Origin of the sequence: Janthinobacterium sp. 75 (assembly GCF_004365495.1) — a bacterium.
GTDB lineage: Bacteria > Pseudomonadota > Gammaproteobacteria > Burkholderiales > Burkholderiaceae_D > Janthinobacterium.
The window spans coordinates 1,464,881-1,481,446 of record NZ_SORD01000001.1 but is presented as its reverse complement, the minus strand read 5'-3'; the positions used below and the strand labels follow the sequence as shown (position 1 = coordinate 1,481,446).

14 protein-coding genes are annotated in these 16,566 nt (G+C 61.1%); 2 read left to right on the top strand and 12 right to left on the bottom strand.

All coding sequences use genetic code 11. The annotated features are described in order from the left end of the window. Positions 1-51: 51 nt before the first annotated feature. Both C8C89_RS06785 and C8C89_RS06780 read right to left on the bottom strand, forming a co-directional pair. Positions 52-675: a trimeric intracellular cation channel family protein gene (locus C8C89_RS06785; RefSeq protein WP_101482962.1), complete on the bottom strand. Its 624-nt coding sequence runs from the start codon at positions 673-675 to the stop codon at positions 52-54. Between the two features lie 4 nt (positions 676-679). Further along, on the bottom strand, positions 680-3,109 hold the full coding sequence (locus C8C89_RS06780) for a PBP1A family penicillin-binding protein (protein ID WP_133989192.1): 2,430 nt from the start codon (positions 3,107-3,109) through the stop codon (positions 680-682). Between the two features lie 138 nt (positions 3,110-3,247). Between C8C89_RS06780 and C8C89_RS06775 the strand changes: the two genes are divergently transcribed. Beyond that, a complete protein-coding gene (locus C8C89_RS06775; RefSeq protein ID WP_208327678.1) occupies positions 3,248-4,141 on the top strand; it encodes an HTH-type transcriptional regulator ArgP in 894 nt (297 codons plus the stop codon). Here the strand turns inward: C8C89_RS06775 and C8C89_RS06770 are convergent, their stop codons facing one another. The 4 genes from C8C89_RS06770 to C8C89_RS06755 form a co-directional block, all read right to left on the bottom strand. After that, positions 4,142-5,014, bottom strand: a complete 873-nt coding sequence (locus C8C89_RS06770) for an ABC transporter permease (RefSeq protein WP_133989191.1) — start codon at positions 5,012-5,014, stop codon at positions 4,142-4,144. It abuts the gene before it with no gap. Next, on the bottom strand, positions 5,011-5,856 hold the full coding sequence (locus C8C89_RS06765) for an ABC transporter ATP-binding protein (RefSeq protein ID WP_133989190.1): 846 nt from the start codon (positions 5,854-5,856) through the stop codon (positions 5,011-5,013). Before C8C89_RS06765 ends, C8C89_RS06770 begins: the two co-directional genes overlap by 4 nt. A 1-nt stretch (position 5,857) precedes the next feature. Continuing rightward, a complete protein-coding gene (locus C8C89_RS06760; RefSeq protein ID WP_243858256.1) occupies positions 5,858-6,814 on the bottom strand; it encodes an ABC transporter substrate-binding protein in 957 nt (318 codons plus the stop codon). Positions 6,815-6,902: 88 nt separating this feature from the next. Continuing rightward, a complete protein-coding gene (locus C8C89_RS06755; protein ID WP_133989188.1) occupies positions 6,903-7,787 on the bottom strand; it encodes a TauD/TfdA family dioxygenase in 885 nt (294 codons plus the stop codon). A gap of 211 nt (positions 7,788-7,998) precedes the next feature. Here C8C89_RS06755 and C8C89_RS06750 point away from each other — a divergent pair, with 211 nt between their 5' ends. Continuing rightward, positions 7,999-8,484, top strand: a complete 486-nt coding sequence (locus C8C89_RS06750; RefSeq protein ID WP_101482969.1) for an SEL1-like repeat protein — start codon at positions 7,999-8,001, stop codon at positions 8,482-8,484. 18 nt (positions 8,485-8,502) lie between these two features. On the opposite strand, the gene can is transcribed toward C8C89_RS06750, so the two are convergent. From can to recN, 6 genes are all read right to left on the bottom strand, one after another. Then, on the bottom strand, positions 8,503-9,174 hold the full coding sequence (gene can, locus C8C89_RS06745) for a carbonate dehydratase (protein WP_071075293.1): 672 nt from the start codon (positions 9,172-9,174) through the stop codon (positions 8,503-8,505). Positions 9,175-9,308: 134 nt separating this feature from the next. Next, positions 9,309-10,442 carry a molecular chaperone DnaJ gene (gene dnaJ, locus C8C89_RS06740; protein WP_034745985.1) on the bottom strand — a complete coding sequence of 378 codons (1,134 nt, stop codon included), beginning with the start codon at positions 10,440-10,442 and terminating at the stop codon, positions 9,309-9,311. A gap of 160 nt (positions 10,443-10,602) precedes the next feature. Continuing rightward, on the bottom strand, positions 10,603-12,546 hold the full coding sequence (gene dnaK, locus C8C89_RS06735) for a molecular chaperone DnaK (RefSeq protein WP_034745982.1): 1,944 nt from the start codon (positions 12,544-12,546) through the stop codon (positions 10,603-10,605). Positions 12,547-12,636: 90 nt separating this feature from the next. After that, positions 12,637-13,158, bottom strand: coding sequence for a nucleotide exchange factor GrpE (grpE, locus tag C8C89_RS06730; RefSeq protein ID WP_133989187.1), 522 nt, complete (start codon positions 13,156-13,158; stop codon positions 12,637-12,639). Positions 13,159-13,505: 347 nt separating this feature from the next. After that, positions 13,506-14,615 (bottom strand): ferrochelatase, encoded by a 1,110-nt coding sequence (hemH, locus tag C8C89_RS06725; RefSeq protein WP_101482972.1) that lies wholly within the window; start codon positions 14,613-14,615, stop codon positions 13,506-13,508. A 247-nt stretch (positions 14,616-14,862) separates the two neighbouring features. After that, a complete protein-coding gene (recN, locus tag C8C89_RS06720) occupies positions 14,863-16,530 on the bottom strand; it encodes a DNA repair protein RecN (RefSeq protein ID WP_101482973.1) in 1,668 nt (555 codons plus the stop codon). Between the last annotated feature and the right edge of the window lie 36 nt (positions 16,531-16,566).

Genomic DNA, 16,566 nt, shown 5'->3' with positions numbered 1-16,566 from the left:
GCGGAGAAAAAGGGGTTAAATGCGCGTGAAAATATTCACGCGGCGGTTGCTTTACTCAAATCCCCGTATGCGGTCGCCATTGAAATTCGGCAGGCGCCACTCGAAGTGCAGGGCCAGGAAACGGAACAGGAAACCGGCGCCGATGGACGCCAGCTGCGCCACCGCGCTATCGACCTTGAAGTACAGCAGGCCCACGTACAGGCTGCCCGTAAACAGCGCCACGGTGGCATACACTTCGCGCTGCAGCACGAGCGGAATCTGGTTGCACAGGATATCGCGCAGCAGGCCGCCGAAGACGCCGGTGATCATCCCCGCCAGCACGACGATGGCCGGATGCATCTTGGCCGACATGGCGATGTCACAGCCAATCACGCAAAACGCCACGAGGCCCAGGCCGTCCACCAGCAGGAAGATGGCGCGCAGATGGTGCAGGTAGCGCGCGACAAAGGCCGTGACGACGGCCGCGCCGATGGTAAATAGCAGGTATTCGGGATGCGCGATCCAGCCCAGCGGATAGTGCCCCAGCAGCACGTCGCGCACGGTGCCGCCACCGAGCGCCGTGACGGTGCCGATCATGCAGATGCCGAACAAATCCATGCCGCGCCGCATGCCCATGATGGCGCCGGACATCGCTTCGGCGACAATCGCCACCAGGTAAATCGTATATAACAGCATGCTCTTACTCTTCCGAAAATGATTTGAGAATTTGTTCGCGTTCGCGCGCTTCGCTCAGGGAGCGCGCCTCGCTCGTGCCCGTACTGGAGCCGCCATTGCCAGCGTCACCTTGCGCCATGCGTGTATCCGCACCGTCGCTGCCGCAACTGACACTGCTGTGGATGAAGGCGTGGCTGTCTCGCAGGCAGTCGCCGGCCAGGTATTCGGCATACACGTAATCGCCATCGAGCAGCGCCAGGCCTGGCGGTTCGGCCAGCACCTGTTCGCGGCGGCCCTGCACGGCCACTTGCATGTAGTCGCGCCAGACGGGCAGCGCCAACGTCCCTCCGGTGGCATTGCCCAGGCTTTTCGGCTGGTCGTAGCCGAGCCAGACGACGGACACGAGGCCCGAGGAATAGCCTGCGAACCAGGCGTCATACGCGTTGTTCGACGTTCCCGTCTTGCCGGCCGCGTCACCGCGCCCGAGCGCCAGAGCACCGCGTCCCGTGCCGCTCTTGACGACATCGCGCAACATGCTGTCCATGACGTAGGCATTGCGCGTGGAGATGACTTGCGTGCCTGGTACCGGCTCGCCCTTGGCGCGTGGTGCCGCATCGCTGAACAGCACTGCGCCGCTGCGGCTGCGCACTTCCTTGATCAGTTTCGGCGGCATCTGCATGCCGCCATTGGCGAACACGGCATACGACTGCGCCAGCTGCAGCGGCGTGACGGCGCCCGCGCCCAGCGCCAGCGGCAGGGAGACGGGATTGCGCGCGCCTTCAAAGCCGAAGCGCGTGGCGTAGTGCTGCACGTAGCCGGGACCGGCCGCCTGCATCAGGCTGACGGCCACCAGGTTTTTCGAGCGCACCAGGCCGCGCCGCACGCTGATGAAGCCTTCATAGTTGTTGCCGTAATTGCGCGGACGCCAGGGGCGCGCGCCCGTTTCCTGCGGCAGCAGCAGGCGCTGCGTATCGTCCACGGCCGTGCCGGGGAAATATCCCTTTTCCAGCGCCGCAGAATACACGAAGGGTTTGAAGCTGGAACCAGGCTGGCGGTATGCCTGCGTGGCGTGGTTGTAGTGGTTGCGGTAGAAATCGAAGCCGCCCGCCATGGCGACGATTTCGCCGCTGTGTGCATCGACGGAAATGAGCGCGCCTTCCATCTCGGGCAACTGGCTCACCAGCCAGCGTTTTTTCGCCGCATCGTGCACCACGCGGATCACGCTGTTTTCAACGATGGCGCGCTTGCCATCCCACTGCAGCTTGCCGCCCAGGCGCGCATCCGAGGCGGTGAGCACAATCTCGTCGCCATTGCGCAGCTGCGCCGTCAGTTGACGCTTGCCCGACGTCCCGACCTTGCGCACCAGCGCGGCGCGTAATTCTCCGCTGTCCGGATAGGCGGCCAGCTGGCGCGCCACGCTATCTTCGGAGGCGGCCAGGCGCGCTTCCGGGCCACGGTAGCCGCGTCTCGCCTGCGCGTTCAGCAAGCCATCGCGCAGCGACTTGTCGGCCGCAATTTGCGGCGCCATGCGGATGGTGGTCGTCACATCCAGGCCCATGCTGTAGGCACCCTCAGGGTAGCTTTGCAGGATCAATTGACGCGCTTCCTCGACCGCATACGCGGCCGCATGCACGGAGCTGTTGCGGTCCTTGTTCAGGGCCAGTTTTTCCGCCACGGCGGTGTCGTATTCTGCTGGCGTGATGTAGCCGAGTTCGCGCATGCGCTGCAGGATGTAATGCTGGCGCACGGTGGCGCGTTGCGGATTGGCGACGGGGTTATAGGCCGACGGCGCTTTCGGCAAGCCGGCCAGCATGGCCGCTTCGGCGATGCTGACTTCGGCCAGGGGCTTGTCGAAATAAATATTCGACGCGGCGGAAAAGCCGTAGGAACGCTCACCCAGGTAAATCTGGTTCATATACAGTTCCAGCAGCTTGTCCTTGCCATAGTGCTGTTCCAGCTTGTAGGCGAGCAGCATCTCCGTCAGCTTGCGCTGCACGGTTTTTTCGCGCGACAGGAAAAAGTCGCGCGCCACCTGCATGGTGATGGTGCTGGCGCCCTGTGCGTGGTGACCCGTGACGACGTTGGCGAGCGTGGCGCGCGTCAAGCCATAGAAATCCACGGCGCCATGCTCATAGAAACGCGCATCCTCGATGGCCAGCAAGGCCTGGCGCATGCGCAGGGGGATCTCATTCAGGGGCAGGAATTCGCGGCGCTCCTCGCCGTATTCGGCCAGCAGCTCGCCTTCGCTGGAGAAAATGCGCAGCGGCAGCGCGGGCTTGTACTGTGCCAGGTGCTCGACGGCCGGCAAATCCTGCCAGGCCTGGCGCAGCCACCAGCCGCCCGCCAGCGCGGCTGCCATGCCCAGGCCCAGGGTCAATCCCAGGCCGAATTTCAGATTGCGCGCCAGCTTTGATGGGGACTTGCGGGTGGTAGTGTCGTTCGCTTGTGCTTCCATGGTGGTAATCCCTTGCTGCCAGGAGGCCGCGCGCTGGCGCGCGGCACTCCATCAAAGAGACATTGTGCACTGCAACACACCCATCCTTATGGAAAGTAAGTATTATTTAGTATTGATAAATTTTTCTTATGTTAGGCCTTGACCATGGATCTCAATCCCAAGCACACGGAAGCGTTCCGCGCCGTCGTGGAAACGGGCAGCTTCGAGCAGGCGGCGCTGCGGCTGCACCTGACGTCGCCCGCCATATCCCAGCGCGTGCGGGCGCTGGAAAGCCAGCTGGGCAATGCGCTGATCGTGCGCAGCCGTCCCGCACGCGCCACGCGCATGGGGCAGCGGCTGATGCAGTATTTGAAGCGGGCCAAGCTGCTGGAAGCGGACTTGCAGGCGGAACTGGCGGTGCAGCAAGATGCCCCGCTGACCCTGGTGCTGGCGCTGAACGCGGATTCGATGGGTACCTGGTTCTTTCCGGCCCTATCCGAGGTACTGATACGCGAGCGCGTGCTGCTCGACCTGACCGTGGAAGACCAGGACCACACCTACACCTTGCTGGAAACGGGCATGGCCATCGGCTGCATCAGCACGGAAGCCAAACCCATGCGCGGCTGCACGGCCGAACCGCTGGGCGTGATGCGCTACTGGCTGGTGGCCACGCCCGCGTTCCGCCAGCAGTGGTTCGCGCACGGCCTGACGCGCAAGGCGGCGCGCACGGCGCCCGTGGTCGCCTACACGCGCAAGGACACCTTGCAGTCATCGTTCCTGCAAGAGGCGCTGGGGCTGCCGGAAGGGGCTTACCCCTGCCATTACGTACCGGGCGCCACCTCGCACTTCAACGCCATCCGCTACGGCCTCGGCTACGGCATGGTACCGGAACTGCTGCTGAAGGCGAACACGGATGGCGAGCTGGTGGAAATGCTCACACCCAAGACCCCGGCCGACGTGGTCCTGTACTGGCATACGTGGAAAGTGCAGTCGCCGCGCATGGACCAACTCTCGCGGCAAATCATTGCGGCGGCGCGCACCATGCTGAAGTAACTATCGCTGCATGCCCCAGCGGCGCAGGGTGACCCGTTCCAAGGTGCGAAAGCCGATGTTTTCCACCAGCAATCCAATCACGATGACGGCCGCCAGGCCCGCGAATACCTTGTCCGTGTACAGCTCGTTGCGGTTCTGGAAGATGTACCAGCCCAGGCCGCCCTGCCCCGACGTGGTGCCAAACACCAGTTCGGCCGCGATCAAGGTACGCCAGGCAAACGCCCAGCCTATTTTCAGGCCCGAGACAATGGACGGCAAAGCGCCCGGCACGAGGATGTGCAGCACCAGGCGCAAGCCATTCAAGCCATAATTTCGGCCCGCCATGCGCAGGGTTTCCGGCACGCCCTGGAAGCCAGCATAGGTGTTCAGAGCCAGCGGCCACATCACGGAATGGACGATGACAAAGATCAGGCTGGCACGCCCCAGGCCGAACCACAGCAGGGCCAGCGGCAACAGGGCGATGGCTGGCAAGGGATTCAACATGGCCGTCAGCGTTTCGAGCACGTCGCGTCCAATGCGGCTCGACACTGCCAGCAAGGTCAGCACAAAGGCGGCCAGCACGCCCACCGCATAGCCCTGCAGCAAGACGACCAGGGACGCAGCCGTACGCGCGAGCAATTCTCCGTTGGCGATGCCAGCGATGAACGCCTGCGCCGTTTGGAGAAAACTGGGCAAGAGTAAATCGTTCTGCGTCCAGCGCGCCGCGCCTTCCCACAACAGGGCCATGCTGAGCAAAATCAAGGCCTTGCGCCACAGCGCGTGCTGACTCCAGCGCTGCCAGCGCGACAGCGGCCGTTCGACGGTGACGCCGGCCGGCGGTGGCGCCGCATACACGAACTCCTGGCGGATCGGCGGCTCCAGCAGCGCGCTCATACGGCCTCCCGCTGCGTGCTGGCTGCTTGCGGGACCGCCCTTGTTTCTTCATCGAACAGCAAGCCGTGGATGCGGCTGCTGGCGGCCTGGAATTCGGCACTACCGGCGCTGTGCAAGCCGAACTGATGGCTGTTCAGTTCTGCACGCACCCTGCCCGGATGGGGCGACAGCAGCAGGATGCGATTGCCCACCACCAGCGCTTCCTCGATCGAATGCGTGACGAACACGAGGGTAAAGCGCAACTCTTCCCACAAGCGGCTCAGCTCTTCCTGCATCTTGCGCCGCGTCAAGGCGTCGAGGGCGGCAAACGGCTCGTCCATCAGCAGCACTTCCGGCTGCATGGCCAACGCACGGGCGATGGCTACCCGCTGTTTCATGCCGCCCGACAAGGTGTGCGGATGGGCATCTTCGAAGCCGGCCAGGCCCACCTTGGCGATCCAGTGATGGGCGCGCTCGCGGGCCGCCACCTTGTCCAGCCGCTTGCTGGCCAGCAAGGGGAACATGACGTTTTCCAGCACGGTCTTCCACGGCGGCAACTGGTCGAATTCCTGGAACACGACGACACGGTCCGGTCCCGGCGTATGTATAGGCTGCCCATGCATGGCGATACCGCCCGCGCGCGGCGCGATGAAGCCGGCCACGGCTTTCAACAGTGACGACTTGCCGCAGCCGGAGGGCCCCAGCAAGACGAAACGGTCGCCGCAGAACACGTCGAAACTGACGTCATGCGTGGCGCGTACGGTGCGCTGCTCCGTCCGGTATTCCAGGCTGACATGGCTGACGCTGAGCAATGGCGCCACTGAGACCGGAGGACGTACCAGGTGAAAAGCGGGTGCATTCATCTCAGCTTCCTTGCGTGATGGCGGGGTCGTCAAAGAAATAGTCGCGCCAGCTGTCGGGCAGGTTGCGAATGGCATTCACGCGGTGCAGGAATTGCGCCAGGCCATAGGTGTTTTGCGGCGCGATCTTGAATTGCACTTGCGGATTGGCAAAGATTTTCAAGAGCAGATTGCGGTCCACCTTACTTTTATTCACCTTGATATAGATGTCGGCCGCGCCCTGCGGATTGCTGCTCGCATACTGCGCCGCTTCGGCCAGCGCGGCGATGAAGGCGCGGTAAGTCTTGGGATTATCCTTGCGGTATTTTTCCGTCGCATACAGCAGGGTCGACGAGCTGGGCCCGCCTTGCACGTCATACGAGTTCAGGAGGATATGGGCGTTCGGGTTCTGTGCCAGTTCCTGCTCCTGGAAAGGCGAGTTGCCGAAATGGCCGCTCAACTCCGTGCCACCGGCGATGATGGCGGCCGCCGCATCCGGGTGCGGCAGGGTTTGCGTGATGTTATCGAGGCGGGCAAACTCCTTGTCGCCCCACTGTTTCGCCACCGCCATCTGCAAGATGCGCGCCTGCACGGAAACGGACACGGCGGGCAAGGCGATGCGGTCCTTGTCCGTCAAGTCCGCCAGGGTTTTCACCTTCGGGTTGTTGCTGATCAAGTAGTAGGGAAAATTGCCGAGCGAGGCCACGCCGCGCACATTCTGCCGCCCTTTCGTGCGGTCCCAGATGGTCAACAGCGGTCCCAGGCCGGCGCCTGCAATGTCGATATTGCCCGACAACAAGGCGTCATTGATGGCAGGGCCGCCCGACAGGGTGATCCACTCGACCTTTACATCGACGCCCTGCTGCTTGCCATGCTTTTCGATCAGCTTTTGTTCTTGCGCAATGTTGAGCAGCAAGAAGGTGATGCCATGCTGGCCCGCGATGCGGATCTGGCCTTCGGCCATGGCCATGGGCATGGCCATGCACAGTATGGCAATGGTGGCGAGCAGGCGGCGGGCAAAGGTAAAGATCGGCAACATGGACACTCCTTGGTCAACTACGGTCAAAAAATCAGTACGGCGCATCGCCTTCGATGGTGGTTCGGTAAAGTTTGCGACGCTGGTCGGGCGGGCACCCCGTCGCCAGGTGCATCAGGGAACGGTTATCCCAAAACACCAGGTCATGCGGCTGCCAGCGGTGCACATATAAATGCTCCGGGCGCACGCTGTGCGCAAACAGTTCGTCGAGCAGGGCGCGGATTTCATCGTCGGGTAAGCCAACGATGCGCGTGGTGAAATGTTCGCTGACAAACAGGGCGCGCCGCCCCGTTTCCGGATGCACGCGCACGACGGGATGGGTGACAGGTTTGACTTCATCGATCTGCGCCTGCGTCAGTGCGGGACGCCAGGGATTGCGGCGGCGCAACTCCTCATACTGGCTCAGGTAGCTGTGTTCGGCGCGGGCGCCGCGCACGGCGTGGCGCAGCGCAGCCGGCAAGCTTTCCCAGGCCAGGTGCATATTCGCAAACACGGTATCGCCGCCCTCGTCCGGCAATTCTTGCGCGTGCAGCATGGAGCCGAGGCTGGGCACTTCCTTGTACGACAGGTCCGAATGCCAGAAATGGCCCGCATCGCCCAGCCCGATGGGCTGGCCGTTCTCGACGATGTTCGAGATGATCAGCACTTCCGGTTGCGTGGGCAGCTGGAACTGGCGCAGCACGTGGATTTGCAGGGGACCGAAGCGGCGGCTGAAGTCCACCTGCTGCTGCGGCGTGATGTGCTGTGCGCGAAACACCAGCACGTGATGGTCGAGATGGGCGTGGTGCAGGCGCTGGAAATCGCCCAGCGACAGCGGCTGCGCCAGATCCAGCCCCAGCACTTGCGCGCCGAGCGGCGCATCGAAAGTCTCGATACGGAAATGGCTGGTGGAATGCACGGGTTTCAGGACGGCCGACATGGGAATTCGACTAGAGTCAGGGGCAGTCCACTGTATGCCTGCGCATCGATCCTGCAAACGAAGCATTTCTGATATGGATATGCGCAGCGCGTTGCGCCATGCTGCAACAGGTACTGTCACGCAATGGCGCAGCAGCATCGGCTTTGCCCGGAAATGGCGCTAGCACGCAACTTGCTTGACTACCAATCTTTCACCATCAACCAGGAAAGCCATGCCCACTATCGCCCTCTTGCTCGCCATGCTGCTCGCCATTCCCGCCCATGCGCAGGATAGCCAGGATGAAGGCGATCTCAGCTATAAAGCCTATGTGCACAGCGACAAGCGCATCAAGTGTTTGTACGGCTATGCGGCCGACAAGACGGGAGACCATGCGGCGGCCGTCGTCATCTTTGAAGATTGCATCCGGCGCTGGAACGATGTGTATTCGATGATTTGGCTGGCCCAGCTGTATGAAACGGGCGTGGGCGTGCCCAGGGACCTGGTGCAGGCGACGGCGCTGATGCGGCGCGGCGCCCACACGAATGATGACGCCGCCTATGCGCGGCTGGCGCGCTACCACTATGGCGTGGCGCTGGCCGAAGGCCGGGGCACGCCCCAGGACATTCCCCAGGCCAGGACCTGGCTGCGTTTGGCTGCGCAGGAGGGCGTGCGGGAAGCGGCCGATTATCTGGGCCGACTGGAAGGCGCCACGCCATAGGCACTGCGCCAGCGTTGCTTACGCCGTTGCTTCGTAGCGAGCCAGGCGGGTCGCCATGCGCGGCGCCAGCTCGTGGCCGGCCGTGACCGTCACTTCCAGGTCGTTCAGCAAGCCATCCTTCAAGCCATAGACCCAGCCATGGACGCTGAGTTCCTGGCCCCGTTCCCACGCATCTTGCACGATGGTGGTCTGGCACACGTTCAAGACCTGTTCCACCACGTTCAGTTCGCACAGGCGGTCGCCGCGCTGGCGGCTCGTCAGTACGTCGCCCAGGTAGCGTTCGTGCTTCTGGCCCACGTCCTGCACGTGGCGCAACCAGTTGTCGACCAGGCCGATGCGCGTGCCCGTCATGGCCGCATGCACGCCCTTGCAACCGTAATGGCCGACGATGATGACATGTTTGACTTTCAGCACGTCCACGGCAAATTGCAGCACAGACAGGCAATTGAGGTCGGAATGCACGACCACATTGGCGATATTACGGTGCACAAACACGTCGCCAGGTGCCATGCCCAGCAGTTCGTTGGCGGGCACGCGGCTGTCGGAACAGCCGATCCACAGGTATTCGGGCGATGTTTGCGCTTCCAGGTTCTTGAAGAAGTTCGGGTCTTTCGCCACCATCGAGTCGGCCCAGCGGCGGTTACGCTGCAGCAGTTCCGCCAGGGCCATGCCATTTTTCGGTTCGGTCATATCGCTCCCATTGTGTAAGTACGACTGAGGGCGGCAGATCGCGCCCATAGGCCGGCGATGCGCGCGCATTGTTCAGTCGCAGTGAAAAAAACGCCGGGATGTTTCAGCATCCCGGCGCATGGTGTTACGTGTGCTTATTCAAAAAAATCCTTGACCTTGTCTTTCCAGGTCTTGCTTTGCGGACTGTGCTTGGCACCGCCCTCGGTCGTCGACTTTTCAAAGTCGCGCAGCAGGTCTTTCTGTTTCTCCGTCAGCTTCACCGGTGTTTCGATCGCCACGTGGCAGAACAGGTCGCCCGCGTAACCGGAGCGCACGCCCTTGATGCCCTTGCCTTTCAGGCGGAAGGTTTTACCCGACTGTGTGCCTTCCGGGATCGTGAACGACACTTTGCCGTTCAGGGTGGGCACTTCGATTTCACCGCCCAGGGCCGCCTTGGTGAACGAGATCGGCATTTCGCAATGCAGGTCGTCGCCTTCGCGCTGGAACACGGCGTGCGGCTTGATGTGGATTTCCACGTACAGGTCGCCCGACGGACCGCCATTCGTGCCCGGTTCGCCGTTGCCGGACGAACGGATACGCATGCCGTTGTCGATACCGACTGGAATTTTGACTTCCAGGGTCTTGTTGCGCTTGATGCGACCGGCGCCGCCGCATGGCGTGCACGGGTCGGTGATGACCTTGCCGCTGCCATGGCATTTCGGGCAGGTTTGCTGGATGCTGAAGAAACCTTGCTGCATGCGCACCTGGCCGTGACCACCGCAAGTACCGCAGGTGGTCGGCGAGGTGCCCGGCTTGGCGCCGCTGCCGTGGCACGTGTCGCACTTGTCCCAGCTCGGCACGCGGATGGTCGTGTCGAAGCCGTGCGCAGCTTGCTCCAGTGTAATTTCCAGGTTGTAGCGCAAGTCGGCGCCACGGTACACCTGTGGACCGGCATTGCGGCTGCGTCCACCTCCACCGCCAAAGATGTCGCCGAAGATATCGCCGAAGCTGTCGGCAAAGCCGCCAGCACCGCCGCCGAAGCCGCCACCGCCGCCCATGTTCGGGTCCACGCCAGCGTGACCATAGCGGTCATACGCATCGCGCTTTTCCGGATTGGTCAGCATCTCGTAGGCTTCTTTGACTTCCTTAAACTTTTCTTCCGATTCCTTGCTATCCGGATTGCGGTCCGGATGGTATTTCATCGCCAGTTTACGGTAAGACTTTTTGATCTCTTCTTCCGAAGCATTTTTTGCGACACCGAGTGTCTCGTAAAAATCACGCTTTGCCATGTTGTCGGCACCTTGCAGTCTATCTACTGATGTAAAAATTACACGAAAAAGCCGAGTCGAGTGCTGCACTGGGCAACGACTCGGCTCGGCCGGTCTTCGCGGCTAATCCCGCGATGTAGCGTTCAGCCCGGCTGCCCCCAGTTCATGGGAGCGCAAGACATTATTTGCTGTCTTTGACTTCTTTGAAGTCAGCGTCAACAACGTCGTCTTGCTTGGCGCCTGCGTCCGATGCGCCAGCAGCTTGCTGTGCACCTTCCGCGCCGCCGGCAGCTTGCTGCGCTTGCATGTCGGCATACATTTTTTCGCCCAGTTTCTGCGATGCGCTCGACAGTGCTTCCACCTTGGCGTCGATCTCAGCCTTGTCGCCCGCCTTGATGCTTGCTTCCAGGTCGGTGATCGCCGCTTCGATCTTCTCTTTCTCGCCCGCATCCAGCTTGTCGCCGTATTCGGTCAAGGATTTCCGGGTCGAGTGTACCAGAGCATCGGCCTGGTTGCGCGACTCGGCCAATTCTTTGACCTTCTTGTCTTCTTCCGCGTTCAACTCGGCGTCTTTGACCATCTTCTGGATTTCAGCCTCGGTCAAGCCGGAATTGGCCTTGATCGTGATCTTGTTTTCCTTGCCGGTGGCCTTGTCTTTCGCGCCGACATGCAAGATGCCGTTGGCGTCGATGTCGAAGGTCACTTCGATCTGTGGCGTACCACGCGATGCTGGCGGGATACCTTCCAGATTGAATTCGCCCAGGCCCTTGTTGCCGGCGGCGATTTCGCGCTCACCCTGGAAGACCTTGATGGTCACCGCAGGCTGGTTGTCGTCGGCCGTCGAGAACACCTGGCTGAACTTGGTCGGAATCGTCGTGTTTTTGTGGATCATCTTGGTCATCACGCCGCCCAGGGTTTCGATACCCAGGGACAGAGGGGTGACGTCCAGCAACAGCAAGTCTTTGCGTTCGCCCGACAGGACCGAACCTTGAATCGCTGCGCCCACGGCGACGGCTTCGTCCGGGTTCACGTCCTTGCGTGGATCCTTGCCGAAGAATTCCTTCACTTTTTCCTGCACCTTCGGCATACGCGTCATACCGCCGACCAGGATGATGTCATCGATGTCCGACACTTTCACGCCAGCATCTTTGATGGCGATGCGGCATGGTTCCATCGTGGCCGTGATCAGCTCTTCCACCAGGGATTCCAGCTTGGCGCGGGTCATCTTCAGGTTCAAGTGGACCGGTGCGCCGTTCGCCATGGCGATGTACGGCTCGTTGATCTCAGTTTGTTGCGACGACGACAACTCGATCTTCGCGCGCTCGGCCGAAGCCTTGATGCGCTGCAGAGCGATCGGATCTTTTTTCAGGTCGATGCCGTTGATCTTCTTGAACTCGTCGATGATGTAATCGATGACGCGTTGGTCGAAGTCTTCGCCGCCCAGGAAGGTGTCGCCATTGGTCGACAGCACTTCAAATTGTTTTTCGCCATCAACATCTGCGATTTCGATGATCGACACGTCGAACGTACCGCCACCCAAGTCATACACGGCGATTTTACGGTCGCCTTTTTCGGTCTTGTCCAGGCCGAACGCCAGCGCTGCCGCGGTTGGCTCATTGATGATGCGCTTGACGTCCAGACCAGCGATACGGCCGGCATCCTTGGTCGCTTGACGCTGCGAATCGTTGAAGTACGCAGGCACGGTGATGACGGCTTCGGTGACTTCTTCGCCGAGGTAGTCTTCTGCCGTTTTCTTCATCTTGCGCAGGACTTCAGCCGAAATTTGCGGCGGCGCCAGTTTTTTGTCGCGTACGCCGATCCATGCATCGCCATTGTCGGCTTTCATGATTTGGTATGGCATCAGCGCGATGTCTTTTTGGACTTCTTTTTCGTCGAACTTGCGACCGATCAAACGCTTGACTGCGTACAGCGTGTTTTTCGGATTGGTCACGGCCTGGCGTTTCGCTGGCGCGCCGACGAGAATTTCGCCATCTTCTTGATAAGCAATAATCGACGGCGTCGTGCGTGCGCCTTCAGCGTTTTCGATTACCTTTGGTTGACCGTTTTCCATGATGGAAACGCAGGAATTCGTGGTTCCCAGATCGATACCGATAATTCTACCCATGATTTTTTCCTTTTATTTGCTAGATTTCAGATGGTTCTTATATGTGGCAAAGCGGCATGGTTTCAAGGCTTGCTTGATGCCGCCCTCTGATTATTTTGCTTGCGCGGTCGTTACAATGGCTGGACGCAACAGGCGGTCCGCAATCATATAGCCCTTTTGCAGGACTGACACGATGGTATTGGCTTCCTGCTCCGCTGGCACCACGGCAACAGCCTGGTGTTTCATCGGATCCAGCTTTTCACCCTGCACTGGCAACACTTCCACCAGGCGGTTGCGCTCGAACGCGGCGTTCAGTTGCTTCAGGGTCATCTCGACGCCTTCTTTCAGCGATTCGATGGTCGGTGCTTCCACCGTCAGCGCCGTTTCCAGGCTGTCTTTCACCGGCACCATGGCTTCGGCAAAGCTTTCCACTGCGAATTTGTGCGCTTTAGCAACATCTTCCTGCGCGCGGCGGCGAATGTTTTCGCCATCGGCCTTGGCGCGCATGAAGGCATCGTGCATCTCTGCGAGACGCGCTTCGGTACTCGCCAGTTGCTCTTCCAAAGTAGGCTCTGCGGGAGCCGCGTCGTCCGCTTGCGGATTAGGTACAGATTGGTTTTCCTGATCTTGCATCTAGAAAGCTCCTACAATCAATGACTTAAATGAGTTAGTCTAATTATCTTTACAACACTGACGGGCAGATGGGGCTATATCCTATTGTTTCAAGGGGTATGCATGGCAAAACCAGCGATTACATCGATCCATGTTACAGCTTATTACAAAGCACTTCCCATTTCGGGCAGCGATCCGTGCGCGCCCCCCCTTGAGTTTCCAGGCTTCCCACGGCGAAGCGGGCATTCTACCAGCCCCGCCGCAGCCATCGCCACTGGCGGCGATGCTATCTTGATAGTACTTTTGTCGCGCCAGACATGACAAAGCCGCGCAAGCGCGGCCTATTATTGTTAAAAAGTTAATATTGTTTAATTCGCCGCGCCCAGCGCCAGCGCCGCCGTGCGCGCCTGCTCGCCCGCTTTCCTGTCGGCCTCGCGCTGCGGCGCCGTCTTCATCGTCGGCCAGCCTATCATGTGTTGCTCGGCAATCTCCGCCATGCCCGCAATCCAGGCTGGCGTTTCGTTCAGGCAAGCGATGTAATGAAACTGCTGGCCACCGGCCGTTTCGAAATCATGCTTGGCTTCCATGGCGATCTCTTCCAGCGTTTCCAGACAATCGCTGGTAAAGCCCGGACAAAGCAGATCGACGCGCTTGATACCCTGTTGTGCCAGCGCCACCAGGGTGGGGGCCGTGTACGGCTGCAGCCATTCGGCCTTGCCAAAGCGCGACTGGAAGGTCACCACATATTGCTCTTTAGCCAACCCCAACTTTTCCGCCAGCAGGCGCGCCGTTTTCAGGCATTGGCAATGGTAAGGGTCGCCCAGCAGCAGGGTGCGCTTGGGCACGCCGTGAAAACTCATCACCAGTTTTTCCGGACGGCCATGCGCTTCCCAGTGGTTCAGCACGGAATCGCGCAAGGCGTCGATATACGTGTCGTGCTCGTGATACTGCTTAATAAAGCGCAATTCCGGCACATTGCGCACCGTGGCGTAATGGGCAAACACGGCGTCGTAGATGGAACCCGTCGTCGTGCCCGAGTATTGCGGATACGCAGGCAGGATGGCGATGCGCTCGCAGCCTTCGCTTTTCAACTTGGCCAGCACCTCGGGCAAGGAAGGCGAACCGTAGCGCATGGCCATGGCCACCGTGACGCCGTCATGGCCACGCTCGGCCAGGGCGCCGGCCAGCAATTTCGCCTGTTTCTGCGTATGCACTTTCAAGGGCGAGCCCTCGCGCGTCCAGATCGACGCGTATTTCTTGGCCGACTGGCCAGAGCGGAACGGCAAAATGATCAGGTTCAAAATGAACCACCAGACCAGGCGGGGAATCTCCACCACGCGCGGGTCTGACAAAAATTGCTTCAGGTAGCGCCGCACGGCCGACGAGGTCGGCGCATCGGGCGTGCCCAGGTTGACCAGCACCACGGCGCTGCGGTCGATACTGCCATGCGTGTACGGCGGCTCTGTTTGAAATGACATAAAGGCTCTTCGAAGGCGTTGGATGGATTAGCCCAACCATTATAGTTACATTGCGTCAACATCGGGAAAGATGGAAAGGAACGGCATAAGGCTAACTGCCATTCTCACCAGACCGGTTTACGCTAACAACGCCTAACAAAACCGTAGCGAGCGGCAGCGAGTTGTGGCTGAGAAGCGGAGCTGTGCGAATGCACAGTGAGCATCGCAGGCCGCAAATCGCGACGCGCAGTAGGTTTGGTTAGGTGTGCTAGATAGCCAGTAATTCACGGGCATGCTTGCGCGTGGTGGCCGTGATTTCCAGGCCGCCCAGCATGCGCGCCACTTCTTCCACGCGGGCCTTGGCATCGAGCATGTCGATGCGCGAAGCTGTCTTGCCATTGTCCAGGGTGCTTTTTGCCACCTGAAAATGCTGGTTCGCCTGGCTGGCCACTTGCGGCAAGTGGGTCACGCACAGCACCTGGCGTCCCTGTCCCAGGCGTTTCAGCAGCCGGCCCACCACTTCGGCGACGGCGCCGCCGATGCCGCTGTCGACCTCGTCGAAGATCAGGGTCGGCGTGGTGGTGGCGTGCGAGGTGATGACGGAAATGGCCAGCGCGATGCGCGCCAGTTCGCCGCCGGACGCCACTTTCGCCAGCGAGCGGGGTGCCGTGCCCGCATGGCCGGCGACGAGGAATTCCACCTGCTCCAGGCCGTGGGCGGCCGGTTCGCATGGATTGAGGGCGATCTCGAAGCTGCCGCCCGTCATGCTCAATTCCTGCATGGCGCGCGTGACGGCTTGCCCCAGCTCCAGCGCGGCGGCGCGGCGCGTGTCGGACAAGCGGCCTGCCACGTCGCGGTACTCGGCTTCGATCTTCGCTTCCTGGCGCAGCAAGCCCTCGATATCGGAAGCGTCGGCCAGGTGCTGCAGCTTTTCCGACAGCTTGGCGTGCTCCTCAGGCAATTCTTCGGGCGTGACGCGGAATTTGCGGGCCGTGCTGTGCATGGCTTCCATGCGCGCATCGAGCTGATGCAGGCGCTCAGGGTCCAGTTCGACCCGGTCCAGGTAATTGTTCAGCGCGTACACGGATTCCTGCAGCTGGATGCGCGACGATTCGATCAGGTCGACAATGGGCTGCAATTCCGCATCCACGGACACCAGCTTGCCCAGCTTCTGGTTCAAGGCCGACAGTTGCGACACGATAGGGTGGTCTTCCGACTCGGAAATGAGGGACAGGGCTTCCTGCGCCCCCTCCAGCAGGCTGGCCGCGTGCGACAGGCGGCTGTGCTCATTCGTGATCTCCGTCCACTCGCCGGGCTTGGCCGCCAGTTTTTCCAGTTCGCCCACTTGCCATTCCAGGCGTTCGCGCTCGTACAGCACGTTGGCGGCATTCGTTTCGAATTCTTCGCGCTGGCGCACGAGGGCGCGCCAGCGCTTGTGCAGCGCCGCCACTTGCCGCGCATCCTGCTCCGCGCCCGCTTCGCGCGCCGTCGCCTGGCCGTCGAGCAAGGCGCGCTGCGCTTCGCTTTTCAACAGCGACTGGTGCGCGTGCTGGCCGTGGATATCGACCAGCATGTCCCCCAATTCGCGCAACTGCGCGGCCGTGGCGGGGATGCCGTTGATATACGCCTTCGAGCGGCCCGCATTGTCGATCACGCGGCGCAGCAGCGCGCCGCCATCGTCGTTGGCGAACTCATGCGCCACCAGCCAGGCCTGCGCCACCTCGCTGACGGAGAAATCGGCCGTGATATCGGCCTTGGCCGCGCCTTCGCGCACCACGCTGGCGTCGCCGCGCCCGCCCAGCGCCAGGGTCAGCGCATCGATGAGGATGGACTTGCCGGCGCCCGTCTCACCCGTCAGCACGCTGAAGCCGGCGGAAAATTCCAGTTCAATGGTATCGACAATGACAAAATCGCGAATGGACAGTGTATGGAGCATGGCTTCTGTGGTTAGGCGGCGCACCGCGGGTTAGCG